The organism is Mitsuokella jalaludinii (assembly GCF_928722185.1).
Classification (GTDB): domain Bacteria; phylum Bacillota; class Negativicutes; order Selenomonadales; family Selenomonadaceae; genus Mitsuokella; species Mitsuokella jalaludinii.
Window position 1 is genome coordinate 1,321,068 of sequence record NZ_CAKMXA010000001.1, and the last position, 26,405, is coordinate 1,347,472.

Sequence of the window (26,405 nt, forward strand, 5' to 3'; positions counted from 1 at the left end):
TCAGCACCCCCCACCCGGGCAGGTGTAGAGGCCGCCGCCCTGCTCCTTGCGCATCTCGGCGTGGCTCTTTCCCTGTATGCCCGCCGGGATGTTGAAGCGGTCCTTGTACTTGGCGATGCCGAGCAGGCGGAACATCTTCTCGTAGACCTCCGGCGCGAACTCGAGGCGAGAAGGCAGGTCGTCGCCCGTCGTCTTGGCGCGCATGACGGCGCGCATGTCCAAGAGGCGCTGCAGGGTGCGCGTCATGACAGACGTGTTGCCCGCAGCGAGGATCTCAGCGAGGTACGCAATGGGGATGCGCATCTCATCGGCTTCCGGCAGGTAGCAGTTTGCCTCCATGCGGCGCGTGATTGGCGAGAGAGGCGGCACGTACCAGACCATCGGCAGCGTGCGGAACTCCGGATGGAGCGGCAGGCCGAGCTGCCATTCCTTGACGATCTTGTAGACGGGCGACTCCTGAGCCGCCTTAATCCACGCTTCCGAGATGCCCTCTCTGCGCGCAGCCTCGATGACCTCGGGGTCATTGGGGTCGGCGATGACATCGAGCACCTGGTGGTAGATCTCGCCCTTATCGCGCGTCGAAGCGGCGGCGACGACCTTGTCCATGTCATAGAGCAGGACGCCCATGTAGCGCAGGCGTCCGACGCACGTGTCGGAGCAGACGGTCGGCAGGCCGTTCTCAAGGCGCGGGAAGCAGAAGATGCACTTCTCGGCCTTGTTCGTCTTCCAATTGAAGTAGACCTTCTTGTAGGGGCAGGCCGGCACGCAGTGGCGCCAGCCGCGGCAGCCATCCTGCGAGACGAGTACGACGCCGTCCTCCTCGCGCTTGTAGATGGCACCCGACGGGCACGCGGCGACACAGGCCGGATTCAGGCAGTGGTTGCAGACGCGCGGCAGGTACTTCATGAAGAGGTCGTGGAACTCGAGCGTGATGTCCTCCGAGATCTTCTTGAGGTTGACGTCCTGGCGGGCCGACTCGCCGTTGGCGAGGTCGTCCTCCCAGTTCGGGCCCCACTTGATCTCCATGCGCTCACCCGTGATGAGCGAGCGCGGGCGGGCAATCGGCTGATGGTTGCGGCGCTTGGAGTGGATGAGCGTCTCGTAGTCGTACGTCCACGGCTCGTAGTAATCGTCCATCTCCGGCTGGTCCGGATGATAGAAGAGCTTCAGCAGGCGCTCCGGCTTCGAGCCGGTGCGCAGCGAGAGCTTGCCATCCTTGCCGAGCTTCCAGCCGCCCTTCCACTTCTCCTGGTCTTCCCAGTTCTTCGGATAGCCGATGCCCGGCTTCGTCTCGACATTGTTGAAATACATGTATTCCGCGCCTTCGCGGTTGGTCCAGACATTCTTGCAAGTGATGGAGCACGTATGGCAGCCAATGCACTTATCAAGATTCATGACCATGGAAATCTGTGCTTTAATCTTCAAGCCAGTCAACCTCCCCCTGCATCTTGCGCGCGACGACGTACATGTCGCGCTGGTTGCCCGTCGGGCCGTAGTAGTTGAAGCCATAGCTGAGCTGGCCATAGCCGCCGATCATGTGCGTCGGCTTCATGTGGATGCGCGTCGGCGTGTTGTGCGTGCCGCTGCGCGTGCCCGTGATCTTCGAGGCCGGCACATTGATGTGGCGGTCCTGGGCATGGTGCATGAATACCGTGCCCTGCGGGATGCGCGGCGAGACGGCCACGCGGGACGTCACGACGCCGTTGTGGTTGTAGAGCTCGATCCAGTCGTTGTCGCGCACGCCGATCTCCTTGGCATCCTTCTCACTCATCCAGACCGTCTGGCCGCCGCGGAACAGCGTCAAGAGCTGCTGGCTGTCGAAGTACATCGAATGCGTCGACCACTTGTTGTGCGGCGTCAGGTACTTGAGCGTGATCTCCTTCGTGCCGCCCAAGAGATTCTTGATGGGGCGGTAGTCGAGGATCGGCTTGAAGGTCGCCATGGCCTCGCCGTACTCGCGCATCATCTCGTGGTCGAGATAGAAGGACTGGCGGCCCGTGACGGTGCGGAACGGCACGAGCTCCTCGATGTTCGTCGTGAATGGCGTGTAGCGGCGCCCCTGGTTGCTGCCCGTGAACGTCGGCGATGTGATCGTCTCCTTCGGCTGCGCAGCGATCTCATCGAACGTGAAGCGCTCGTTCTCGCGGTCCTTGGCCAGATGCTCGAGGCCCTTGAGGCCCGTCTTCTCGTTGAGGCTCTTGAAGGCCTTGACGGCCACCTTGCCGTTCGTCGTCGTCGAGAGGCCCATGACGGCCTCGACGGCCTGGCGTGCGTCGTAGATGGACGGCATGCCGTACGAGACAAAGTCCTTGTTCTCGATGACGCCATTGCGCGTGCGAATCTCCTCGTACTCATCGGAGGAATCCCACGTCATCGTCAGCGATCCCATCTTCTTGGAGACATTCGGTCCGAGCGCGATCCACTTCTCATACGTCTTCGTGTAGTCGCGCTTGACCGGCACGAGATTCGGCATCGTCTTGCCCGGGATGGGCTCGCACTCGCCCTTGCTCCAGTCGCGCACGAGGCCCTCAGGCTGAGCCGTCTCGCCCTCGCTGTCGTGGCCGATCGGCACGGCGACGAGGTCTTCATACGGCTTGAGCTCGGCTTCCTTGGCGACCTTCGAGACGGCCTCTGCGAGCGTGCGGAAGACATCCCAGTCGCTCTTAGCTTCCCAGAGCGGATCGACAGCGGCCTGGAACGGATGGACAAACGGATGCATGTCCGTCGAAGAGATATCGTCCTTCTCGTACCACGTGGCCGTCGGCAGCACGACATCGGAGTAGAGTGCCGTGCCCGCCATGCGGAAGTCGATGTCGATGAGCAGGTCGAGCTTGCCCTCGGCAGCGCCGCCCGGCTTCTGGAGCTCCTCCTGCTCGCGCCACTTGATCTCCGTCGGGCGCGTCGGGCCCTCTTCCTCGGCAAAGACCGTGTGCTCCGTGCCGAGCAGGTACTTGTTGAAGAAGTCGTTGCCCTTGGCAGACGAGCCGAGCAGGTTCGCCGTCCAGACGAAGAGGTTGCGCGGGAAGTTCTCCGGAGCATCCGGGTCCTCTGCCGCGAACTGCAGGCTCTTGTCCTTGAGGGAACGCACGACGTACTTCTTGAGGTCCTCGCCCTTCGCCTTCGCTTCGTCCGTCAGCTGCTGGCCGCCCTTGTTGAACGTCGGGTAAGACGGCAGCCAGCCGAGGCGAGCGGCCATGACGTTGTAGTCGGCCGCATGGCGGTAGCGCGGGCTCGTCAGTGGCGAGACGAGATCCTTCATGTCGACCTCGTCGCTGCGCCACTGGTCCGTCGCGAAGTAGTAGAACGACGTCGAGTTCTGCAGGCGCGGCGGTGCCTGCCAGTCCGTGGCCGTCATGATGCGCGCCCAGCCCTCTGCCGGACGCAGCTTCTCCTGGCCGACGTAATGAGCCCAGCCGCCGCCATTGCGGCCCTCCGAGCCCGTGAAGAGCAGGAGATTGAGGATCGTGCGGTAGACGACGTCGGCGTGGAACCAGTGGTTGATGCCGCCGCCCATGATGACCATCGTCTTGCCCTGCGTCTTGATGGCATTGTCGGCGAATTCGCGGGCCGTGTGGATGCAAGTCTCAGCCGGGACGCCCGTGTACTTCTCCTGCCATTTCGGCGTGTACGGCACATCCTCGTCGTACGAGGAAGCGCACGCGCCGCCGAGGCCGCGGTCGACGGCGTAGTTGGCGAGCGTCAGGTCGTAGACCGTCGTGACGAGGATCTCGCCCGCCTTCGTCTTGACGCGCTTGGCCGGCACCATGCGGCGGATGACGCGCTCCTCGCGCTCATTGCCGAAGTACGGGAACTCGACCTCGACGACCTCGTCGAACTGGCCGAAGACCGAGAGCTGCGGCACGATCTTCGCGCCCGTATCGCGGTCTTCCTCGCGCAGGTTCCACTTCTTCTCGTTGTCCCAGCGGTCGCCCATCGTGCCGTTCGGCACGACGAGCTTGCCCGTGAGCTCGTCGATGACATAGTGCTTGAACTCCGCGTGCTTGTCCGTGCGACCCATGTCCTTGCCGTTGAGGAAACGGCCCGACTCGTAGCTGCCATCGGCACGCTTCTGAAGCTGCACGAGGAACGGGAAGTCCGTGTAATGGCGCGTGTATTCCGTGAAGAACTCGGCCGGCTCACCCCAGTAGTACTCGTTGAGGATAACATGGCCCATCGCCATGGCAAAGGCCGCATCGCTGCCGACCTTCAGCGAGATCCACGTGTCTGCTACAGCCGTCGACTCCGCGTAGTCCGGCGCAATCGAGACGACCTTCGTGCCCTTGTAGCGCGCTTCTACCAAGAAGTGGGCATCCGGCGTGCGCGTCAGCGGCACGTTCGAGCCCCAGGTCATGATGTAGCCGGCATTGAACCAGTCCGAGGACTCCGGCACATCCGTCTGGTCGCCCCAGACCTGCGGGCTTGCAGGCGGCAGGTCGGCATACCAGTCGTAGAACGACAGCGAAGCGCCGCCCATGAGCTGCATGAAGCGCGCGCCGGCCGCGTACGACAGCATGGACTTCGCCGGGATGACGGCGAAGGCGAAGTTGCGGTCCGGGCCGTACTTCATCGCCGTGTGCAGAAGCGACGAGGCGACGAGTTCCGATACTTCATCCCAGCTCGAGCGCACGAAGCCACCCTTGCCGCGCGCTTCCTTATAGCGCTTCGTCTTGGCGGGATCATTGGCGATGCTCTGCCAGGCTTCAAGAGCCGTCTTGTGCTCCTTGCGCGCCTCGCGCCAGAGCGCAGCGAGCTCGCCGCGCAGATACGGATACTTGATGCGGTGCGGATTGTAGAGATACCACGAGAACGTCGCTCCGCGCGGGCAGCCGCGCGGCTCGAAGTCCGGCATGTCCGGGCTCGTCTCCGGATAATTGTGCTCCTGGTTCTCCCAGGCCACGAGCCCGTTCTTGACATAGATGTTCCAGCAGCACGAGCCCGTGCAGTTGACACCGTGCGTCGAGTGAACGCACTTGTCAAAAGACCAACGGTCGCGATAGGTGTCTTCCCATTCACGGCCGCCTTCAAAGAGCTGCTGATGTCCCGTCGCCGATTTCTCAACCGGGATGAGATGCTTCCATTTTGTAAAGATATTGCTCACGTCATCACCCTCCTGTTGTATCTCATTTTATCCGATTTTATCTCCCACTCATGTGATAAACATCACGGCCGCCGTCTTTTGCGCAAAAAAAATCTGCCGAGGCGCATTTCGCGTCTCAGCAGTATGGATTCAGCTCATTCAATGTTGCAGATTTCCCTGCCACAATTCTCACACTGGATGGCTTCTTTGAGGTAGTCGATGTCCTTGATGAAGATCAGATGGCCGCGGTACTCGATGATGTCGCTCTTGCGAAGCTCGCTGAGCATGCGGTTGAGGCTCTCGCGCGCCGTCGCCGAGTAGTTGGCCAGCTCTTGGTTCGTCAGCGGCACCGATATGAGGATGCCGCCATCCATCTCCTTGCCGTAGCTGTTGGCCAGGCGGATGAGCGTCGAGTAGAGCGCGCCCTTCTTGCCGTAGAGCAGGAGGTCGCGGAACTTCGAGTGCTGCTTGCGCATGTGTGCGCCCATGATCTTGAGCAGGCTGACGGCAAGTGCCGGCTTCTTCTCGAGGTAGCTCTGCAGCACGGGGAACTCGATCGCGTAGACCTCCGCGGCGCTCTGCGCCACGGCGTTGAAGATGTAGACCGGCTCCTTCTCGTAAAGCGGCAGCTCGCCGATGATGCTGCCGCGCGAGGCGAGGCGCAGCGAGAGCACGCGCCCCGACATCGCGTACTTCGTGATGAAGATCTGGCCCGAGCGCACGATGTAGAAGTAGCGCGCCATATCCCCTTCGTGGAAGAGATATTCGCCGTCGTGCAGCATGACGACCTTGCCCGGTATCTCATAGAAATGGCGCACGAGCGACTCCATCTGGTCCTGCTGCTTCGTCTTCCGTTCTTCCATAGATCGATTCCCCTTTTCTATCTCAGATAAATCCCTTATCGTTATTGATTCGCGACACGGATGGTGTATTCCTGTTCAGGATACGGGAAAGTTTTTACCTGCGCCGTGATATTTGTTACATATAGCGTGATTTTTTTTACAGATTATTTGAGGTATCTCCTCTATAATGTGACAAAGAGTTTATCGTTCCTTATTGCTTAGCAAGGTTTCATACCAAATTCAACGAAAAGGAGAGTCAACGTATGGCAGAATCAGCTGTGACAAAAAAATTGGGGGCAAATCCCACGCGCAAGGAGATCCTAGCGAACTGGACCCCGGAGGATCCCGTCTTCTGGAAGAAGTTCGGCGAGAGGATCGCGAAGCAGAACCTCTACACCTCGACATGGGCCCTCGTGCTCTCCTTCGTCGTCTGGACGCTCTGGGCGACGATTGCCGCCAAGCTCAACATGGCCGGCTTCCACTTCTCCGATGAACAGCTCTTCACGCTCGCTGCACTGCCGGGTCTCGTCGGCGCGACGGGCCGCCTCTTCTACACGTACCTGCCGGGCCTCATCGGCGGCCGCAATTCGGCCTTCATCACGACGGCCCTGCTGCTCTTCCCGCTCTTCGGCCTCGGGCGCGCGCTGCAGGATCCGACGACGTCTTACGACACGTTCGTCCTGCTCGTCTCCTTCATCGGCATCGCCGGCGCAAACTTCTCCGCCTCGATGGCCAACATCGGCTTCTTCTTCCCGAAGGCGCATAAAGGCCTTGCGCTCGGCATCAACGCCGGCATCGGCAACCTCGGCGTCTCGCTGATCTACCTGACGGCGCCTCTGCTGCTCGGCTGGAACCTCTCTTCGTTCTTCGGCCCCGGCGTCGAGACGCCAAGCGGCATGATGTACGTGCAGAACGTCTGCTACTTCTGGACGGTGCCGACAGCCCTGACGCTCGTGCTCATCTGGATGTTCATGGACAATCTGCCGCTGCCGAAGCAGAGCCCGAAGAGCATGCTCTCGATCTTCGGCAATAAGCACACCTGGCTCATGTGCTGGATCTACACCTGCGGCTTCGGCTCCTTCATCGGCTTCTCCGCCGCACTCGGCCTGCTCGTCTCGAAGGAATTCCCGGAAGTCTCCTTCTCGATGGCCGCCTTCCTCGGACCGTTCATCGGCGCCGGCATCCGCCCGGTCGGCGGCTGGCTCGCCGACCGCCTCAACAGCGGCTCCAAAGTCACGCTCGTCTCGCTCTTCATCATGCTCGCTGCGAGCATCGTCGTGCTCTTCGGCATCCAGACGCACGCCTTCGCGCTGTTCTTCGGCGCGTTCCTGCTGCTCTTCCTGACGACGGGCTTCATCAACGGCGCTTCGTTCCGCATGATCCCCTACATCTTCGACAACCCGTTCCACGCCTCGCTCGTCACGGGCTTCACGGCAGCGATTGCCGCCTACGGCGCTTTCCTGATCCCGAAGATCTTCGGCTGGTCGTACACCAACTTCCAGAGCGTCACACCGGCCTTCTACATCATCATCGCCTTCACGGTGCTGACGATCCTCATCACGTACGTCTTCTACGCGAGAAAGGGCTCCGGCATCAAGTGCTGATACACGGATATCGCGATAAAAGTCAGGCTGTCTGCTGATAACGGATAGCCTGACTTCTGCATTTTATGGTAAAATTCTAGACAGCGAATACGCAATGAGAAAGGATGATCTTTTATGGCATACGAGAACGGACTCACACATTTTGACGAGAGCGGACAGGCCATCATGGTCGACGTCAGCGAGAAGAAGGAGACAAGCCGCACGGCCATCGCCTCGGGGCGCATCCGCGTGAACAAGGCGGTCTACGAGGCCATCGAGCAGGGCACGGCCAAGAAGGGCGATGTACTCGGCACGGCCCGCATCGCCGGCATCATGGCGGCCAAGAACACGAGCTCTGTCATCCCGCTCTGCCACCCGCTGCCGATTGCGAAGTGCAGCGTCGACTTCACGATGCTGCCCGAAGAATGCGCCGTCGAGGCGCGCGCCACGGTCAAGGTCACGGGACAGACGGGTGTCGAGATGGAAGCGCTGCACTCCGTCAGCGTCGCACTCCTGACCATCTACGACATGTGCAAGGCGCTCGACAAGGGCATGGAGATTGAGTCCATCCACCTCGACAAGAAGACGGGCGGCAAGAGCGGCACCTACCTGCGCAAAAATATCACAGAGAAGTGACCAACCCAACAAATGGGGGGATTCTTCCAACAAGATTGGCTTGCCCTTTCATTCGAAACGTACTACCATATAAAGCAGATGGATTGAATGAGCTGTAAGGTCAGCTCCCCCCTCATCCATCTCCCCTTATATTTTTCCCTCATTCGAGTCAGCATGCGATGTGCAGGCTCTTTTTTTTTGCGTTTTACAATTTTATTTTTTATTTTTTGCCGCGCGCCGCTTCTCCTGCTGGCTTGCCAGAAAGAGCTTGCGATAATCGGCCGGGCCGATGCCGTACATGCGGCGAAAGATCCGACTCAGCGACTCGCCCTTCTCGTAGCCGCAGGACTCCGCGATGCTCGCGACTGAGAGATGCGTGCTCTCGAGCAGGTACTTGGCCCGCGTCATGCGACAGGTCTGGATGTACTTCTGCAGCGTCATGCCCGTCTTGCTGCGGAACAGGCTGCTGAGGTAGCTGCGGTTGAGGCCCATCGTCGCGGCGATGTCCGCCGTGCTCATGTGTTCGTGCAGGTGATGGCGCACATACGTCATGGCATCTGCAGCGTACGAATTGCCGCGCTCTATCGACCGGTGGTCCTGACGCTCTTCACTGAGGATGGCGATAAAGCGGTAGAGTGTGCTCATGCGATAGTAATGGTCCGTCAAAGTCAGCTGGCGGTGCTCCAGCATGTCGTGGAGGCAGCGGATGAGCCGCTCCCCCTGATGGCACGAGAAGATGGGGTTCGCCTGATTGAGCCCGATGTCATGCATGAGATGCTTCATCTCCTCACCAGATGCACCGACCCAGATGTACCTCCAGGGCTCATCACCATCCGTCTCATAGCGCGTCTCGTAGTCAGGCGCGATGAAGAAGCCCTGCCCCGCCTGCAGGTGGTATGCCATGCCGTTGACAAAGAATCTGCCGCATCCCTTCGTGACGTAGTGCAGCACATAATACGGCCGCACCTTGGGGCCGCAGCTCCCGCCCGGCAGCATCTCCTCTTCGCCGATGGTCGTCAGGTAGAGACGGGCCTCGTGTTCCGTCGGCATCTCCGTGAATTTTATCTTGTCCATTTCCTATCATCTCTAACGTACTTACATTCGATACTTTCTTTTTATTCTATCATAACCAGTCAAATATGCAAAAATAAGAAAGCCAGCTCGCTTCCGAGCTGGCTTTCCCATATGTGATAGGAGTTGTATCCGAGGTATCGCCGTAAGGATCAGAGGCTGCCCTTCATGATGGCGTTCGTCTTCTCGATGCACTGATGTGCCTTGTCGATGGAGAGGCCGAGCGTGCGCATGATCTTGTCCGGATTGTGGAAGCCCATGCCATTTTCAGCGGCGACCCAATCCCAGTACCACTGCGCTTCGCGGACGAGCTGACGCGGCTCTTCGAGCTGTTCATCCGTCGCACCGGCATCCATGGCGGCCTTGATGGTCTTGTGGGCCTGTGCAACCGTCTTGCCAGCGATGCGCTGGAGCTTGAAGGTGTTGTCGCCGATCGTCTGGACGCGCGCCTTGAGCGTCTCAGCGCTCTCGTCGTGGCACTTGAGGCACGACTCTTCCGTCGTCTTCAGCGGGTTCGTCATCCAATGCGAGGTGTACTTCTGGCCGTTCTCTCTCATGTACGGCATATGGCAGTCGACACAGGTGACACCGGCGTCAGCGTGGACGCTCGTCGCCCAAGTCTCGAAGTCCGGATGCTGTGCCTTGAGCATCGGGGCCTTGGAATCTGCATGGATCCAGTCCTGCTTGAAGGCACCAGCCTGACCGGACTGATAGAACTCATACTCCGACTCCGCATCGAGCCCGTTGTCAAACGGATGGTTGACGCGGCCGTCTTCCTTCGTGAAGTAGTACTCATTGTGGCACTGTGCGCAGACGTAAGCGCGCTTGTCGTTGTGCGAAGCGTTGTTGACATCGATGCCGCGGCGGGCCATCGAGTCGATGAAGCCCTGCTGGTAGACGCGCAACTCCATCGTCTCCGGATCGTGGCACGTCGAGCAGCCAAACCACTGGTCGTCCTCAATGGGTGCCATGACTTCGTCGATCGGCTTCGAGGCGTAATCCCAGCCGCTCTGCTTGTAGTAGACATCGTACATGTACGAGCTCTTGCAGGTGATGCAGTTGCCCTTCTGGCCGGGCAGGCGCTTCGTGTTCTTGAAGTCCTCGCCTGCGTACGTGTGACCGCGGTCATCATCATACTGGAGCGCAAACTTGTAGCCCTTGAAGTTCTCGACCATCTCCGGCTGTTCCGTCAGGTGCGAGTTCTCCGCCTGGGCACCGCCGTACCCCGTCGGCGACGGCGAAGTGTCATTGTTCTTCATGAACGAATTGTACTCGAGCGGATAAGCTTCCTTATAGGCTTCCTTGCCGAGCTGTTTGTCCTGGGGAATCTTAGCGAGCTTGACACTCGTGTCGTTCGGTGCCGCGACGATGCGGACGACGACAAAGCCAAAGAATACAACGCAGACAGCTATGATTCCCGCCAATATCTTCTGTAGCCTACTCAACTTTTATCCCCCCTTCGAGATGGTTCGAGCCATGTGCGATACTGCTGTGGCATTTGAGGCAGTCGCCGCCAGTATCCATACTGACACCGACGTCAGCGTGGACACTCCCCATCGTCGTCTGATGGCAGCGCAGGCAGTTGTCGTTAACCGTCTGTCTGCCCTCAGACGAGATCTTTATGTTCGCCGGATAGTCGCGCAGCACTTCATGATACGTGTCGATCATGCCCGTGCGCCCCTTCTCGAACATGTAGTGCACAGCATTGTCGTGTGGCAGGTGGCAGTCCGTGCATTCCAGCGCACGATGCGAAGACATCGCAAAGGTTGCCGCCTCTCCTTTCATCGCATGGCACGACCCGCAGAAGGCCGGCGATCCCGAGAAGGCCATGGCCGCTGAGCCGATGCCGCAGACCGCCACGCCGATGACGAAGCCGCCCGCCAGGCAGGCCAGCGTGTGTTTCTGAAACAATTCCTTGAACTCCACTCTGCTCCCCCTCCTCTCTTCCTGCTTTCTTACTCTGCCTTATTTGCACTCATTATATCATGATGAGAAAAAGCAAGGCGTTGCCCGAGCAACGCCTTGCTAAATATTGTTTATTTTTCTATAACTCACTTTGATGAATGCATGGCGCGCATGGCCAAGAAGCAACCGAGCGAGGCGGCGATGGCACCGATCCAGAGCAGGTAGATGAAGGGCTTCGTGCTGACGGAGGCCGTCACGGCAATCTGCGCTTCTTCCTCAGCCGACGGCAGGATCTCGAGGCGCGCCTGCGAGTCGTTGCCGGAGATGCCCGTCAGGCGGATGCGCTTCTGGCCGCCGAAGACGGGAACAGGCGTCGAGGTGCCGCCGTCGCGTGTCGCGATGATGGTCGGCTGTGCGTGCTCGACCGTCTCACCGTCCGTCACGGCAATCGTGGCCGTCACGAGCATCGTGCCGTCCGGCTGGTTCTCCATCGTGACGTCGTCATAGCGGTAGGCGAAGATGTCGCCCATCTCCATGCGGCCGCGCTTGAGGAGGAGCTCCATGCGGCCCGTGTCCTTCGGCGGTGTCGGCGCGATGTAGATATCGCCCGTGAGCGTGTGGGCGATGGCCGGTTCGCGCGCGGCATCCTCGCCATTCTTGTGGAGCTTCGTCATGGCGCGCGCCTCGCTGCCGTCGACGCGGTAGCAGTAGTACTTCATCGTGCCATCCTCGGCGAAGGCCTGGCCCTCATACGTGACCGTGTGGTCGGCGATCTCTGCGCTCGCGCCGGTCTTGAACTTCTGCGAGAGCGACTGGCTGGCACCGCCAGAGAGCACCATCGCGAAGAGCGCGAGTGCCACGCCGCCGTGCGCAATCACCGCGCCAAAGCGCAGCAGATGGCTGCGCCAGCTGATGAGCGTCTCGCCGAGGAGCAGAATGGAGACAGCTGCGAGCACAAGCAGCCCCGGGGAGCGCACGCCTGCGAGAAACGCAAGTGCAAAGCCCAGCACGGCCAGTACGGCAGGCACGACCTTGCCCTGCGGCTCCGCCGGCTTCCCGTAGCGCAGGCAGGAGCCGACGGCCATGACGAGGCACATAGCGATGGCCAGCGGCATGGTCGTACGCACATAGAAGTCCGTATCGACGGCGGCCGGCTTGCCGATGAGCTGCGTGAAGAGCGGCATCGACATGCCGATGAAGATGATGGCGGCGATGAAGACGAGCACGAGAGCGCCCAGGAGCAGGCAGAACTCACGGCTCGCATAGTCTTCGTAGACCTTGCCCTGCGGCAGCTTGCCCGCCTTGAGCGCGAGCAGCACGAGGCCGCCGATGAGCACGATGGCATTGACGACGGCCAGCGTCATGCCGATGCTCGTGCCGCTGAACGAGTGGACCGAGAAATCGCCGAGGATGCCGCTGCGCGTCAGGAACGTGCCGTAGATGACGAGCGCGAACGTGAAGATGACAGAAAGGTGCAGAACGGACAGCGCCGCAGGCCGCCTTTTGGCGACGTGCAGTACGTGGACAAACGCCCCCGCGAGCAGCCACGGCACGAGCGAGGAGTTCTCGACGGGGTCCCAGCCCCAGTAGCCGCCCCAGCCGAGCACCTTGTAGGCCCAGTAGCCGCCGATGAAGACGCCGGCGCCGAGGAAGCCCCAGGCGAGCAGCGCCCAGCGGCGCGCCGATTCCAACCAATTTCCCTTTGCCTCATCCTTGAGCAGAGCGCCCATCGCATAGGCAAACGGCACGGCCAAGAGCGCGTAGCCGATGAAGATGATCGGCGGGTGCACGGCCATCCACGGGTCCTGCAGCAGAGGATTGAGGCCGACGCCGTCCTGCACGGCCGTCGCCGAGGCCACGAAGGGGCTCTTGGCCAGCACGAGGATGACGAGCAGCGACTCGAGGGCGGAGTAGACCGTGAGCCCCGCCGCCGTCATGCGCTCCCTGCCGCAGAGGTACAGCGAGGCCAGCGCGTGGATGAGCAGCCAAAGGAGCAGCGACCCCTGCTGCCCGGCCCAGAAGGCCGAGATCTTGTACATGAGCGGCAGTTCTCTCGACGAGTAGCTCGCCACATAGGCGATCTCGAAGTGGTCGCCGAGGATCATCGCCCAGAGATAGATAGAGGCGACGACAGCTGCCAGGCACGCGCCCAAGAGCGACCACCGGCCCCAGCGCCGAGCCCTGTCCTGCTCCTCCTCGACCTTCATTGCATAGCCGTAGGCCATCGCGGCCAACAAGGCGAAAAACAGAGATGTTGCCAGAGATATTGTTCCAATCATACGATAAATCCCCCATGGATTGCATTCAGGTTGCATCGAAATTGCCTGCAGGCCGCTTCACTTCTGCTGCTCGTACTTCGACGGGCACTTGATGAGGAGCTTGTCCGAGGAGAATGCCTCGCCCTGCATCTTGCCGATGGCGACGATGTGATGCGCCTCGTCGAACTGGTCGGGCTTCGTGCCGTGGTAGTGCACGAGCAGTTCCTCGCCCGTCTCCTCGTCCTGCAGTGTGAAGACGAAGTCGTTGCCCTCCATGTGCGGAGCCGGTGCATCCTTGGCCAGCAATCCCTTGACCTGGACACTCGAAGATGTAGCCGCCTTCGCCTCCTTGATGCCGACGTACGGCGTGACCGAATCGGCAAAGCTCCAGCCGGCGTAGCCGACGAATGCCAGCAATAGCGCGACGAGCAGGATCTTGCGTTTCATGATGATGCACCTCTTTCAGATTTCACGCGATGACAGAGCAGGGCTATGTAGATGAGCGTCATATCCAGCAATGACGCCAGCAGCACGCGCAGCATGACGGGGTCCATGTCGATGGAGCCGCTGCCGTTGAGGACGGGAGCGGGATGCAGCGAGAAGTAGAACCGCGGGATGATGAAGACGAGGAACGGGACGGTCAGGAACGAGAACAGCGCGTAGATGGCCGAGACGCGCGCGCGGCGCCGCTCGTCCGCGATCACCGAGCGCAGCGTCAGGTATGCCGCGTAGATGAGCAACAGCACGAAGATCGTCGTCTGCCGCGGGTCCCAGTTCCAGTACGCGCCCCAGGTCAGCTTCGAGAAGACGGCGCCGCTGAGCGTCGCGAATACGACGAAGATAATCCCGAGACGCGCGGACACCGCGCTGATGGCGTCGAAGCGCTCTGCCGGCCGCCGCAGGTAGCGCAGAGCATACCAAGCGCTGACGAGAAAGGCGAGCACCGCAACCCAAGCCACGGGGATGTGAAAGAACGCGATGCGCACGAGGTTGCCGAGCCCTTCGGCCGGCGGCACGAGGAAGAACACGGCATACAGAAGGCCTGCCGTCAGCAGCAGGATGAGGGCCCAGAGCCCCTTCTCACACGACTTCATCCAATCAACTCCTTATCGTATATCCGCATGTCAGTCCTCATACCAGAGGAAGTCAAAAAGCAAAGATGCGGCAATCGTCATAATCGCGTCATAGAGGAACATGCCGACGAGGTACGAGCCATTCACATCGCCCGTGAAGCAGCCCGCCGTCAGCACGATGGCCGGCAGCAGGATTGGCAGCAGCACCGGCAGCATCAGGATGGAGAGCAGGCCGTTCTGCGCCCTGGCACCGGCCATCAGCGCCGAGAGCAGCGTGCCCGCCATCGCCATGCCGTACGTCCCGGACAGCAGTGTCAGGAGGAGCAGGCCCCAGGCAAAGACCGCGACATCCATAAGCACGAGGTAGACGGGCACGATGAGCAGCGAGAGCGCAAACAGCAGGACTGCCATGAAGAGCCCCTTGCCGAAGAGGACAGCCTGCGAGCTGCCGTAGACCGAAAGCGCCATCAGCGTCCCCGCCTGCTCCTCATCGGCAAAGCCGCGGCCCGCGCCTGAGAGCAGCGAGAAGAACAGGATGACCCAGAGCATGGCGGCCGCAAGGCGCGGCGAGAGCACATCGCCCTGCATCAGCAGGCTCACGCACGAGAGCGTCGTCAGCGCGAACATCAGGACGACGAGCCACGACGAGCGCGAGCGCAGAGAGATGCGCGCCTCCTTGCGGAAGACCGCCTCAACGGCCCGATAGAGAGATGCATGCATCGGCCTCCGCCTCCTCTTCTCTGTCATTCGTCGCGAGCAGCACGAGCTTGCCCCCATCAGCTGCGAGGCGTGCCTCCCGGCGCACCATCGAGCGGCCCACAGCATCGAGATTGGCACCAGGCTCATCGAGTAGCCAGACATCCGCCTCGGACGCCAGGAGGATCGCGAAATGCAGCCGCTTCTTCATACCCGTCGAGAACTGCTCGACCATCTTGCCATCCACCGCCCCCGGCGCGAGCCCCACGCGCTCCAAGAGCTGCTCGTAGAGCGCGTCCGAGAGGGCCTCTGCGCGGCGAAAGCTCAGGAAGAAATCGAGGTTCTCTCGCGCCGTGAGCTTCGGGTAGGCGTGGAATTCCGGCGTGACGATAGCGAGCCTCGACCGGTACGACGCCTTGCATAGTTCCTGCTCACCGTCCCGGGCCACGATTTTCCCCGCGTCCGGCAGCAAGAGCTTCGCCGCCATCTTCAGGAGCGTCGACTTGCCGCTGCCGTTCGCCCCCGTCACCGCCGTGACCGTGCCGCCCGCAAGCGTGGCCGAAAGGCCTTCGATGACCGTCCGGCCGCCGAAGCGCTTCGTCACATCCGAGAATGTCAGGCTGACCATACACTCACCTCTCCTCGCGAAGCCGCGCCTCGTCGAGCTTCATCCAGTCCGGGCCGCATTCAAGGAGCCCCTTCTCCTTCATCAGGCCGATCTCGCGCGTCAGGGCGCTCCTGTTGCACTCGAGCTCCTTGGCGAGCTGCACGCGGCCCGGCACCTTGACGCAGTCTGCCTGCTGGCGGCTCATCTGCTGCAGCAGGTAGAGGATCAGCCGCTCGCGCAGCGTCTTCTGCGAGAGCACCTCGAGCTTCTGCATCATCAGCACGTTCTTGCGGCAGAAGGCCACGAGCAGGTTGCGCATGACGATGCCGTGGATGCGGCCGAGCCTCGGCCCGGCCACGATGAGCGCCGTGTAGGGCACCCAGAGCACGAGGACATCCGAGACGGCCTCGATGGCCGTCGGGTTCGCGTACTCGGGCAGGATGGCCGTCGTCGAGCCGAACAGCGCCCCGCGGCCCAACCGGTGCCCGACCGACTCATTGCCGAAGCGGTCCTCCGCAATGACGAGCGCTTCGCCCTCCGCGATGATGCCGATGCGGCTGTTCGCCTCGTACGCCTTGAGGATGCGCATCTCCTTGCCGTAGCGCTTGACCTTGGCCCCCGTCGCCTGGATGAACTGGTCCACCTCGTCGGCCTTGAGCCCCTCGAAGAGAGGCAACTCCTGCAAGTCCAGATCGTAGATTCCCATCCCTCTCCCTCCTGAATGTTCTTGATTCCCTCTAAATTATATAAATCATTTCATTTATCTGTATTATAGCAATGAGAAGCGCATAGTGATGTTGCAAGAGCAACATCACTATGTCAAAAACAATACAATGCCGAAAAAAATCAGCAACATCGATACGCAAAAAGAGCTGCCGTATGGCAGCTCTCTGCAGGTGTATGGTGTATATGGATTTGAGAGAATGCTAGGAAATGTCGGGGTGGCTATCAGCCGATCATCGTCTTGATGTCGTCCTCGACCGTCGTGATGCCGCCGATGCCGAAGTTCTCGACGAGAACCTTGGCGACATTCGGGGAGAGGAAAGCCGGCAGCGTCGGTCCAAGGTGGATGTTCTTGACGCCGAGGTGCAGCAGGGCCAGCAGGACGATGACGGCCTTTTGCTCGTACCAAGCGATGTTGAAGACGAGCGGCAGCTTGTTGATATCATCGAGGCCGAAGACTTCCTTGAGCTTGAGCGCGATGAGGGCGAGACTGTAGGAGTCGTTGCACTGGCCGGCATCGAGGACGCGCGGGATGCCGCCGATGTCGCCGAGGTCCATCTTGATGTACTTGTACTTCGCGCAGCCAGCCGTCAGGATGACCGTATCCTTCGGCAGAGCCTTGGCGAACTCTGCGTAGTACTCGCGGCTCTTCATGCGGCCATCGCAGCCAGCCATGACGACGAACTTCTTGATGGCACCGCTCTTGACGGCCTCGACAACCTTGTCGGCCACGGCGAAGACCTGCTCGTGTGCGAAACCGCCGACAATCTGGCCCTTCTCGAGCTCCTTCGGAGCCTGGCACTTCTTGGCCATCTCAATGACAGCGCTGAAGTCCTTCGTGCCGTCAGCCTTTGCCTCGATGTGCGGGCAGCCCGGGAAGCCGACAGCGCCCGTCGTGAAGATGCGGTCCTTGTAGGAATCCTTCGGCGGAACGAGGCAGTTCGTCGTCAGGACGACAGGGCCGTTGAACGCTTCGAACTCTTCCTTCTGCTTCCACCAAGCATTGCCGTAGTTGCCGACGAAGTGCTTGTAGTGCTTGAACTTCGGATAGTAGTGAGCCGGCAGCATCTCGCCGTGCGTGTAGACGTCGACGCCCGTGCCTTCCGTCTGCTCAAGCAGCATCTCGAGGTCGCGCAGATCATGGCCCGAGATCAGGATGCCCGGGTTCTGGCGCACGCCGAGGTCAACCTTCGTGACTTCTGGATTACCGTAAGCCTGCGTGTTCGCCGTATCGAGCAGAGCCATGCCGTCGACGCCGAACTTGCCCGTCTCGAGTGCGAGAGCCGTCAGCTGCTCAGCCGTCTGGCCGTCGTCGAGCAGGCGCGCGAGTGCCGACTGGATGAATGCATCGATGGCCTCGTTCTCCTGATTGAGGACGTTGGCGTGCTTGACATAGGCAGCGAGGCCCTTGAGGCCGTACGTCGTGAGCTCGCGCAGGCTGCGGACATCCTCGTTCTCCGTGGCGAGGACGCCGACCTTCTTGGCCTTCTCGTCAAAGCCGTCGCGGCCGTCGCTGTAGAGCGCTGCTTCCGGCAGGTTCTCACGGCTCGTGAGCGCTGCGAGGCACTCAGCCTTGACCTTCAGCGTCGTCTCGATGGCCTCGATGATGGCCTCGCGGTCGAAGTTCGCGTTCGTGATCGTGATGAAGAGGTTCTTCGTCACGAGGTGGTTGACCTCGCGAGCAACCTGCTTGCCCTCAGCGCGCAGGCGCGTCGTGACAGCGGAGAGGCCTTTCGTCACGTAGATGAGCAGGTCCTGCATCGCTGCGACTTCCGGCTTCTTGCCGCAGACGCCTACCTGCGTGCAGCCCTTGCAGCCAGCCGTTTCCTGACACTGAAAGCAAAACATCTTATTTTCCATGATCAACTCTCCTTATATCAAACACACATTGGTTTTTCGTTTCATTGACCTTATCATAGCAGAAGTCCTGCGCCCTTTTCTGTAACGATTGTTACAATACAAAAATCCCATCCCACTTGTGAGCAGGATGGGATATCGATGACAGGATGGTGCGATTGGTGAGAGTCGAACTCACGACCTGCCGCTTAGGAGGCGGACGCTCTATCCAACTGAGCTACAACCGCATAGTACCTTTATTGTAGCAGAGGTGCCGGAATTATGCAAGACATGCCGCCTCAGTCGCCGCCGCCCTGCTCGACCTTGTGGATGTCCTCCTTCGAGGCGTTCGCGAGGTCGGCGTACTGGAAGGCCTGATTGCTCGGCAGGTCGAGGATGAAGCGGTCTGTCTTGTTGAGCGTCGCCGTGCCGCGCACCATGTCGACATCGAAGACGTGGCCGCCCAAGGTGCGCGCCGCATTGATGAAGTGGAAGTGCCAGCCCGGCGTGTTGACGCCGTCCATGAACGGCGGGAAGTAGAAGCAGACGAGCGAGCCCTCGATGTTCTCGAAGGCAAAGCGGCGCTCATCCGTCTCGAGCACTTTGGCAAACGGCTTGTAGGGCTCGTGCTGATAGAGCTCCGTGCGCGCCGCCACGCGGTTGAAATAGCCGTCGATGCGCACGACGTACATGCTGTTCGGGCCGAGCAGCTCGATGCTGTCATCGAGCGCCTCGCGCAGGGCCTCGGCCGTCGTCATCGCGCCGAACTTGATCGTATGGCCTTCCTCAAGGTAGGCGATACTCGCAAAAGGCGTCGTGTCGAGCGGCTGCGCCTCAAGGACCGAGCCGTCCGCGAGGATGCGGTAGCAGTGACCATCGATGACGATGAGCTCGCCCGCAACGGCGTGAAACGTGCCGATGCCCGTGTCACCGTGCTTCAGCAGGTCTTCGATGTAGAGGCAGCCGTAGTAGTTGCCGAGGATCAGCGATTGCAGTGTCGAGATCTGGTAGACGGGCTCGCGCTTTTCCTTGATGCCGCTGACATCGCGCGGGCGCAGAGAATGTTGTGTCATAAAGATTCCTCACAATACAGAAGTCCAATCAAATGGCGGGATTGGATATAATTTTTTTTGATTCAGTAAAATTGTTTACAATTCGTTTTCATTATAGCACAACCTGGCACAGACATGCTATGCGTCGCGTCCACAGGAGAAAGATTCCATCAAAAAAGGCTCACAGTCGCCTGTGAGCCGCAAAGGTCCCAATGATCAGCCCTTGATGGCACCGAGGACATCCTCTGCCGTCAGGTTATTCTGTTCCATGTACTCGACAAGCACCTTGTAGTCCTGCTGCGCTTTCTTCGCCTTTACTTCTTCAAGCTGAGCCTTCAGGCCTTTGAGCTCTTCCTGCTTCTTCGCAATCTTTTCCTGCAGGGTTGCAATCTTTTCCTCATAATTTGCTTTTCTTGCCATAATAGAAGCTCTCCTTCCGAAAAATAAGTGAAAATTCCTTTTCTTATTATACGTCAAAGATATGCATTTTCTCAAGAAAAAATTTTATTCCTTTTTCCGCTTCCAGATATTCTGCTTGATGTCGGGAATATCTTCGTTTTTGACTTCATTCCATTTCTGCGCCTGCCGCAGGCAGAACCAGGCTCCACCGAAGCCGATGAGCAGCAGGATTGCCCCTGCGATGAAGTTTCCCTTCGTCAGCAGATAGAAGCCGCCGAAAGCCAGGAAGCCAAAGAAAATCGTATTCCACGACTGGATCATGACATTGAACCACTTCGTGATTTCCCGCATATGAACCCCTCCTATTCCACGAAAAAAATCTCTTTATATTATAGCGGATTTCCTTTATTCCTGCACGTAAATCTGCAACGGAATCTCGATAGAACCGCCTTGAGACGATTGCCAAGAAAGCGCTTCCTGCTGTAAAATAAATGAAAGATACATCATCGGATTCGATACAATGGAGGAATCATTACCATGAAGAAAATAAAGCGTTCTTATCTCGCTCTGGCCATCGGACTTGCCCTGGCATTCACAGCGCCGCAGGCAGCATCTGCTGCTGGCGCCGCCTGCGGGACGGTCACGGGCGCAGTCTACACGCACGGCTCTGAGCGCGGCATGAAGATTGCGTCCTCTCCTGATGCATCGGCCGGTGGCGTCAGCTGGGACCTCGCAGCCCCCAAGAACAAGTTCCACGACAAGCAGGCCGATATCTGGCTGATCGGCAAGGATTTCAACTACGATGCGCTCAGCTCGCAGGAAATCGATGACTGGTACCGCTTCGGCAAGATTCCCAAGGATGCGCCGGTCTATCACACGGAGACGGATAAGAAGACCGGCAAGTACAAGTTCGAAGGCATCCCCGAGGGCCAGTACTTCCTCGTCATCCTCGACAGCTACGGCCGTGACGCCGCGCAGAACCTCACGGAGCTCGACGACAAGCAGCAGCTCCAGAAGAAGCTGCCCAACTGGGATGCCTTCGAGCTCTTCAACGTCGGACCGCGCAGCTGCCTCGTGCAGATGGTCACCGTCAAGCGCGGTGAGACCGTCAACATCAAGCCCGGCACCATCGGCTAAAATTTTCCAGCGATTGTATACATTCTTGCTATGTTTTCCGCGATTGATATGGTATAATAGCCCTGCGCTCTTCAAAGCGCAATGATCTAGAACAGAACAATCGTGGAGGAATACGAATACATTGAAGAAAAGATCGTTTCGTTTCTTTGCATCTTTCATCTCCATCCCATTCCTCGTTTGCGGCCTCAGCCTGCAGTTCACAGTATCAAGTGTGCAGGCGAGGCCGCTCCTGCGCGTGGGGATACACCATGTCGGCACGGACATCACACAGGATGCGGCCGGCAATTTCTACGGCATGGAGACGGACTTCATGCAGGCGCTCGGCAGCTATGCAGGGCGCGAGGTCGTCTTCGTGCCGGGCACCTGGGAGGAGTGCCGATTCCGCCTGGAGCGCGGCGAGATCGATGTCATCTCCGGCATCGTCAAGACGCCGCAGCGCGAGCAGACCATGCGCTTCTCGCGCCTGATGATGGGACGCGCCACTGACAACAGAGATGTCCATGGCACGCTGCTGCCGCACCGCGTCAACCAGCTCTATTTCGCCGTGCGGCGGGATGATGAGGCGCTGATGCAGGAACTCGACCTCGCGGCCGACCAGCTCATCGGCAACCGGCCGTACTTCGTCAGCCATCTCTACCAGCTCTACTACGGCCAGCGCGGCTCCGCAGAGCTCCGGCTGACTGAGAGGGAACAGCGCTTCCTCAAGAGCCACCCCGTCATCTCAGCCGTCGTCGTCGCGCGCGAAGCTCCCTTCGCCTACGTCGACAAAGAGGGCAATCTGCAGGGCACGATGAAGAAGCTCGCCGACCGGCTCGAGAAGGATCTCGGCATCAAGCTCGCGCTCGTCATCGAGCAGGATTATGCAGCCGCACAGGAAGACCTCGACAAGGGCCGCGCTCAGATCCTTCTCAATGCCGACTGGGATGTCGGCTGGGCAGCCGCCCACAACATGGACCTCTCTGCCGTCTACCTGACGTCCTACTACACGACCATCACGCGGCGCAACGGCGCGCCGAAGAGCCCGCGCATCGCCTGCCTATCAAAGCGCCTGACGGACCGCGTCCTCTTAGAGCGCTATGAGAAGAGCCAGATCCGGCACTACGCCACGGCTGAGGAATGCCTGCGCGCCGTCAGCAACGGTCAGGCGGACATCGCCTTCCTGCGGCAGGAATCCGCGCAGTACAACATCTGGCAGGGGGATTTCCCAGAGCTCATCACGGACGGCATCGTCACCTCCTCGCAGGACATCGCCATCGGCATCTCCGATCAGATGGAGCCAGAACTGCTGACCATCCTCGACAAGGAGATTCGCTTCATCGGGCCAACCGGCATTTTCGACTACGCGTCCTTCTACGATCAGGGCCTCGACAAGCGCCGGAGCCTCCAGTCACTCTTCTACGCTTACCCGCAGTACTTCATCACAGGCCTGCTGCTCCTGTTCTTCGTCCTGCTGCTGCTGACCTGGCGCCAGTCCCGGATGCGCCGCAATCACCTGAAGCAGATGCAGCACATCATCGACACGGACCGCTACACGGGACTGTACAACCGGAACTGGTTCAAGTACGAAGCCAGCAAATACCTCAAAGGACACGAAGCTCAGGGCCATTTCGCCATCGTCGAGATCGGCATCAGCCGCCGCGACATCCTCGTCGAGACGTACGGGCAGGATGTCATCGTGGAACTGTTGCGCCGCATGGAGGCGACGCTTCAGAAGACAGAATGGGCTAAGCTGCCTGCCGTGCACACGAGCACCGGCAGAGTCTTCTTCCTGCTTCACATGGACGCGTTCGACGACAGGACGCAGCTCACGACAGCCCTTACACACCTGATGCATCTGAATGAATACATCAGCATCGGCCATCTGGTCGTACACATCGCGTTCCACATCGGCATCTGCCCGCTCAAACCGGGCCTCTCTGTCGCCGACGCCATGAACCACGCCAACCTCGCCCTGCACGAAGCGAATCCCATCTGCTTCTACAACGCGGAAATGCAGCAGAAAGCCGAGTTCCAGAGCCGCATCGAGAGCCTGCAGCAGGGCGCTCTTTCCCGCAAGGAGTTCGAGGTCTGGTACCAGCCGAAATACGACCTCGCGACGAGAAAGTGCATCGGCGCCGAGGCGCTCGTGCGCTGGCGCAGCCGCGAGCTCGGCTTCCTGATGCCGGGCCAGTTCATCCCGCGCTTCGAGAGCAACGGCTTCATCACACAGCTCGACTTCTATATGCTGACCCACGTCATGGAGACGGTGAAAGAGCGTCGCACCACCGGCCTGCCCATCGTGCCCGTATCCGTCAACCAGTCGCGCCTGCACATGCAGGAGAAGAATTACCTCGCCTACATGCAGCGCCTCAAGACGTACTACGGCGCAGAGGACATCGAGCTCGAACTCACCGAGACAGCCTTTGACTTCGACACGCCGGAGATGCGCGAGCACGCGCTCCACGTCATGCACGAGTTGCACGAGATGGGCTTCCGCCTGTCCATCGATGACTTCGGCAGCGGCTACTCCGATCTCACGATCCTCAATGCCATCCCGCTCGATGTCATGAAAATCGACCGCTCGCTGCTGCTCGCCGCGAACGGTGCCAAGCGCATGCAGGCCGTCCTCGCGCGCATGATCGACCTCGGCCACGCACTCGGCATGACCGTCATCTGTGAGGGAATCGAGACCCGCGAGCAGGAAGAGATGCTGCGCAGCTACGGCTGCGATCACGGCCAGGGCTACCTCTACGGCAAGCCCATGCCCGAGGCAGAATTCAGCAGCTTCTTGGAGCAGCACATCTGAAGCGCGCAGCAGGCTACACAAAAAAAGACCTGAGACAGCGATGTCCCAGGTCTTTTTATTCGCTTGTATCCAACAGAGATCGATTCAGTCTTCTGCGGCCCCCGCTGCCTGCCGCATGGCACAGCTATTCTCCTCGGCATCCTTCTCCGGGTCAAATGCCTTGATGGCCTTGGCCTGCTGCATCTTGTCCTGGCAGAGGACGAGCTCGACGCGGCTGCCGAGCAGGCGCTTAGCCTGGCGGAAGGCCAGGCGGAAATCCCTGCTCCACGACAGCATGACGTAGGAAGAAGCGAGGTCACTGTGCGCCGCATTGACGAGCTCACCGACCGATGGGCAGTTGCTCTCGCCTCCGCTGACGATGATGTGGACGCCAGCCTCCTGCAGCTCGCGCGCCTGCACCTTGTTCTCGGCGACAGCGAGCAGGGCGACGCGCATCAGGGCGCCGTGCGCATTGAGCACGTGCACTTCGCTCATGTTCGTGATGTGGAGGTTCTTGATGGGGCCCCAGCCGATGGCCTGCTCCACAACCTTGCCGACGTGGTCCGTGTGCAGGTGGACCTCGATGCCCTTCTCGTGGCGCTCGACGAGCGCAAAGCTCGAGTATTCGCGCAGGTGACGCTCAAACTCCGGCACGTCGACGCGCGTGTTGCAGACCGTGAAGCGCACGCAGTACGGGCGCACGAGATCCTGACGCGGATCAGGCAGGCCCGGCTGCCCGGCCTCAAGGCCGAGCGAGAGGCTGATGGTCGGCGAGACGAAATTGCCGTCGAGGCCCTTGAGGCAGCCCGTCAGGAATGTAAACATGATGCGCGCACCGGCATCCTCCTGTCCGATCTGCGTCAAGGCCTGTTTGCCCGCCTCGATGGCCGCCTGCAGGATCTCCGAGATTGGCAGGTTGGCGCGCACAGCGTGGTAAGCGCCCTTGGCCACGGCCTTGGCCACCGTGATGATCGGCTGCTCCGGCTGCTCCGGCACCGCGCGCTGCGCGTAGAGGATGCCGTACTGGAACGCTTTGCCGAACTCCGACGACGTCGCATTGTACTTGCCCGAGAGCCCCTTGCCGAGCCCGCGGAACATCTGCGCGAGCACGACGCCCGCGCTGCCGCGCGCGCCAAAGACAGCAGCCGTCGCGATGCGGCGGGCCAGCCCGCCGATGCTGTCGTCCTTCGTATGCGAGAGCGGCATGACGGCCGCCCCCATCGTGCGCAGGATGTGCGTGCCCGGCATGTGCCCGGCGCCCTTGAGCGCATTGATTTCCTCATACTCCAGCAGGAACTCGCTGTACGCACCCGATACCATGCGCTTGAAGTCACTGCCCGTGATTACCTCTCTATTTCCTGTCATGTTCATCACACCCGTTTCTTTTTGCTGCCTTGGCCTTGCCAAAACAGGAATGCTACTTTCTATTATAATTCGCGGCGAGAAAGAAAACACCTCTATTTTCACGAAAATATCCGATATCTTTCAAAAAAAGACGGAAAACTCACCTGCCGAAAGAAAAAATCACCGAAAGCGAAAATTTCTCTTGCCATCAGAGAGAAAAACAGCTATCATAGATATATGTGTCAAAATCACATAATTCACGTGAAATGAATCCATCCAGCATCAACCCATTGCATGGATTTCACTGAAGGAACACATACCTCGGAGGTGAAAATCAAATGGCAGTACCAAAGCGCAAGACTTCCAAGGCCCGCCGCGACCAGCGCCGCGCCAACTGGAAGCTCACGGCTCCCGGCTACGTTGCCTGCCCGCAGTGCCACGAGCCGAAGATGCCGCATCACGTTTGCCCGGAATGCGGTTACTACGATGGCAAGGAAGTCGTCAAGGCAGCAGAATAAGGCAGCAAAAAGAACCAGATCATCCCTATGGACGGTCTGGTTCTTTTTATGCCCTGATGCGGGCAACGAAAAAGCCCTTGCAGACTGCAAGGGCTGATTTGCAAATGGCAGAGAGGGTGGGATTCGAACCCACGGTGGCTATTAACCACACTTGATTTCGAGTCAAGCACCTTCGACCACTCGGACACCTCTCCGTGTTCTTCTACGTTCGTTGAAGAACATAAAGTATGATATCACACATTCCCGCAAATGTAAAGCACTTTTTTCAAATGGCAGTCGCTCTCAACTCTTTTCTGGAATCATCCATAAAGAATAACGATTACTCGTTGACAAAACACTAAATAACAGGTAGAATAATCTTACAAATATTTATTATCCATTACTGTACCCTAAAAACAGCTTGACGGGACAGGAATAGAAAGAGATAGGTGATGATATGCTGACTTCTGCTGAATTGACCAGTCGTCTGCGCGAAGCCGGTTTCAAGGTAACGCCGCAGCGCCTTGCCGTCTACAACATGCTTTCCCACACGAAAGCACACCCCAATGCCGATACGATCTACAAAGAACTGCAGCCGCTCTACCCGACGATGAGCCTGGCCACCGTCTACAAAGCGCTCGCCATCCTCTGCGACCTCGGGCTCGCACAGGAACTCAACGTCGGCGAGGAAGCCTTCCGCTACGATGCCGACACGAGCCACCACCCGCATATCCGCTGCACGTGCTGCGGCCGCGTCGACGACGTCCCGGCACTCAACACCGAAGGCGTCTACGAGCAGGTCAAGGACGAGACGGGCTATGCGCTCTCCGACCACCAGCTCTACTTCTTCGGCGTCTGCCCGGAATGCCAGGAAAAGAAAGCCCATGCCGTCCACTGACAACCAATACCTCTTCCCTTCATCAAAA

General features: G+C 59.6%; 23 protein-coding genes and 2 tRNA genes. 6 read left to right on the forward strand and 19 right to left on the reverse strand.

The window, feature by feature from the left end:
• From narH to QDI87_RS06275, 3 genes are all read right to left on the reverse strand, one after another.
• Positions 1 to 1,425: a nitrate reductase subunit beta gene (narH, locus tag QDI87_RS06265; protein WP_036374269.1), complete on the reverse strand. Its 1,425-nt coding sequence runs from the start codon at positions 1,423 to 1,425 to the stop codon at positions 1 to 3.
• Positions 1,415 to 5,098, reverse strand: a complete 3,684-nt coding sequence (locus QDI87_RS06270; RefSeq protein WP_036374272.1) for a nitrate reductase subunit alpha — start codon at positions 5,096 to 5,098, stop codon at positions 1,415 to 1,417. Before QDI87_RS06270 ends, narH begins: the two co-directional genes overlap by 11 nt.
• 134 nt (positions 5,099 to 5,232) lie before the next feature.
• Entirely contained in the window at positions 5,233 to 5,940 is a 708-nt protein-coding gene (locus QDI87_RS06275) for a Crp/Fnr family transcriptional regulator (RefSeq protein ID WP_081828381.1), read from the reverse strand.
• Positions 5,941 to 6,182: 242 nt separating this feature from the next.
• Between QDI87_RS06275 and QDI87_RS06280 the strand changes: the two genes are divergently transcribed.
• The gene (locus tag QDI87_RS06280; RefSeq protein ID WP_036374275.1) at positions 6,183 to 7,523 is read left to right on the forward strand and encodes an MFS transporter; all 1,341 of its coding nucleotides are present in this window, start codon (positions 6,183 to 6,185) and stop codon (positions 7,521 to 7,523) included.
• Between the two features lie 114 nt (positions 7,524 to 7,637).
• Positions 7,638 to 8,138 carry a cyclic pyranopterin monophosphate synthase MoaC gene (moaC, locus tag QDI87_RS06285; protein ID WP_036374278.1) on the forward strand — a complete coding sequence of 167 codons (501 nt, stop codon included), beginning with the start codon at positions 7,638 to 7,640 and terminating at the stop codon, positions 8,136 to 8,138.
• 192 nt (positions 8,139 to 8,330) lie between these two features.
• Here the strand turns inward: moaC and QDI87_RS06290 are convergent, their stop codons facing one another.
• The 14 genes from QDI87_RS06290 to QDI87_RS06355 all read right to left on the reverse strand — a co-directional run bounded on the left by QDI87_RS06290 (position 8,331) and on the right by QDI87_RS06355 (position 20,088).
• Positions 8,331 to 9,191, reverse strand: a complete 861-nt coding sequence (locus QDI87_RS06290) for an AraC family transcriptional regulator (RefSeq protein WP_036374281.1) — start codon at positions 9,189 to 9,191, stop codon at positions 8,331 to 8,333.
• A gap of 149 nt (positions 9,192 to 9,340) precedes the next feature.
• The gene (locus QDI87_RS06295; RefSeq protein ID WP_278742538.1) at positions 9,341 to 10,633 is read right to left on the reverse strand and encodes an ammonia-forming cytochrome c nitrite reductase subunit c552; all 1,293 of its coding nucleotides are present in this window, start codon (positions 10,631 to 10,633) and stop codon (positions 9,341 to 9,343) included.
• Positions 10,626 to 11,114 carry a cytochrome c3 family protein gene (locus QDI87_RS06300; protein WP_036374287.1) on the reverse strand — a complete coding sequence of 163 codons (489 nt, stop codon included), beginning with the start codon at positions 11,112 to 11,114 and terminating at the stop codon, positions 10,626 to 10,628. Before QDI87_RS06300 ends, QDI87_RS06295 begins: the two co-directional genes overlap by 8 nt.
• A 125-nt stretch (positions 11,115 to 11,239) precedes the next feature.
• Positions 11,240 to 13,372 carry a heme lyase CcmF/NrfE family subunit gene (locus QDI87_RS06305; RefSeq protein WP_278742540.1) on the reverse strand — a complete coding sequence of 711 codons (2,133 nt, stop codon included), beginning with the start codon at positions 13,370 to 13,372 and terminating at the stop codon, positions 11,240 to 11,242.
• 57 nt (positions 13,373 to 13,429) lie between these two features.
• Positions 13,430 to 13,798 carry a cytochrome c maturation protein CcmE gene (locus QDI87_RS06310; protein ID WP_036374293.1) on the reverse strand — a complete coding sequence of 123 codons (369 nt, stop codon included), beginning with the start codon at positions 13,796 to 13,798 and terminating at the stop codon, positions 13,430 to 13,432.
• Positions 13,795 to 14,445 (reverse strand): cytochrome c biogenesis protein, encoded by a 651-nt coding sequence (locus tag QDI87_RS06315; RefSeq protein WP_036374296.1) that lies wholly within the window; start codon positions 14,443 to 14,445, stop codon positions 13,795 to 13,797. The genes QDI87_RS06310 and QDI87_RS06315 overlap by 4 nt, the downstream gene beginning before the upstream one ends.
• A 30-nt stretch (positions 14,446 to 14,475) precedes the next feature.
• Entirely contained in the window at positions 14,476 to 15,144 is a 669-nt protein-coding gene (locus QDI87_RS06320) for a heme exporter protein CcmB (RefSeq protein ID WP_036374298.1), read from the reverse strand.
• A complete protein-coding gene (locus QDI87_RS06325) occupies positions 15,116 to 15,748 on the reverse strand; it encodes an ABC transporter ATP-binding protein (RefSeq protein ID WP_036374300.1) in 633 nt (210 codons plus the stop codon). The genes QDI87_RS06320 and QDI87_RS06325 overlap by 29 nt, the downstream gene beginning before the upstream one ends.
• 4 nt (positions 15,749 to 15,752) lie before the next feature.
• Positions 15,753 to 16,433: a Crp/Fnr family transcriptional regulator gene (locus QDI87_RS06330; RefSeq protein WP_036374303.1), complete on the reverse strand. Its 681-nt coding sequence runs from the start codon at positions 16,431 to 16,433 to the stop codon at positions 15,753 to 15,755.
• 242 nt (positions 16,434 to 16,675) lie between these two features.
• Positions 16,676 to 18,310, reverse strand: coding sequence for a hydroxylamine reductase (hcp, locus tag QDI87_RS06335; protein ID WP_036374305.1), 1,635 nt, complete (start codon positions 18,308 to 18,310; stop codon positions 16,676 to 16,678).
• Positions 18,311 to 18,457: 147 nt separating this feature from the next.
• Positions 18,458 to 18,534, reverse strand: a tRNA-Arg gene (locus QDI87_RS06340).
• 51 nt (positions 18,535 to 18,585) lie between these two features.
• Positions 18,586 to 19,359, reverse strand: a complete 774-nt coding sequence (budA, locus tag QDI87_RS06345; protein ID WP_051652137.1) for an acetolactate decarboxylase — start codon at positions 19,357 to 19,359, stop codon at positions 18,586 to 18,588.
• Between the two features lie 195 nt (positions 19,360 to 19,554).
• On the reverse strand, positions 19,555 to 19,758 hold the full coding sequence (locus QDI87_RS06350) for a protein kinase (protein ID WP_036374308.1): 204 nt from the start codon (positions 19,756 to 19,758) through the stop codon (positions 19,555 to 19,557).
• Between the two features lie 84 nt (positions 19,759 to 19,842).
• Positions 19,843 to 20,088 carry a hypothetical protein gene (locus tag QDI87_RS06355; protein ID WP_278742545.1) on the reverse strand — a complete coding sequence of 82 codons (246 nt, stop codon included), beginning with the start codon at positions 20,086 to 20,088 and terminating at the stop codon, positions 19,843 to 19,845.
• Between the two features lie 186 nt (positions 20,089 to 20,274).
• On the opposite strand from QDI87_RS06355, the gene QDI87_RS06360 reads away from it, so the two are divergent.
• Positions 20,275 to 20,874: a hypothetical protein gene (locus QDI87_RS06360; RefSeq protein WP_278742547.1), complete on the forward strand. Its 600-nt coding sequence runs from the start codon at positions 20,275 to 20,277 to the stop codon at positions 20,872 to 20,874.
• A gap of 121 nt (positions 20,875 to 20,995) precedes the next feature.
• Complete coding sequence (locus QDI87_RS06365; RefSeq protein WP_278742551.1) at positions 20,996 to 23,659, forward strand: EAL domain-containing protein; 2,664 nt, start codon at positions 20,996 to 20,998, stop codon at positions 23,657 to 23,659.
• An 84-nt stretch (positions 23,660 to 23,743) separates the two neighbouring features.
• Here QDI87_RS06365 and QDI87_RS06370 read toward each other — a convergent pair whose 3' ends face one another.
• On the reverse strand, positions 23,744 to 25,003 hold the full coding sequence (locus QDI87_RS06370; protein WP_036374536.1) for a DAK2 domain-containing protein: 1,260 nt from the start codon (positions 25,001 to 25,003) through the stop codon (positions 23,744 to 23,746).
• Between the two features lie 317 nt (positions 25,004 to 25,320).
• On the opposite strand from QDI87_RS06370, the gene rpmF reads away from it, so the two are divergent.
• Complete coding sequence (gene rpmF, locus QDI87_RS06375) at positions 25,321 to 25,500, forward strand: 50S ribosomal protein L32 (RefSeq protein WP_036374320.1); 180 nt, start codon at positions 25,321 to 25,323, stop codon at positions 25,498 to 25,500.
• Positions 25,501 to 25,605: 105 nt separating this feature from the next.
• Here the strand turns inward: rpmF and QDI87_RS06380 are convergent.
• Positions 25,606 to 25,694, reverse strand: a tRNA-Ser gene (locus QDI87_RS06380).
• Between the two features lie 242 nt (positions 25,695 to 25,936).
• On the opposite strand from QDI87_RS06380, the gene QDI87_RS06385 reads away from it, so the two are divergent.
• Positions 25,937 to 26,377 (forward strand): Fur family transcriptional regulator, encoded by a 441-nt coding sequence (locus QDI87_RS06385; protein ID WP_036374322.1) that lies wholly within the window; start codon positions 25,937 to 25,939, stop codon positions 26,375 to 26,377.
• The last annotated feature ends 28 nt before the right edge of the window (positions 26,378 to 26,405 follow it).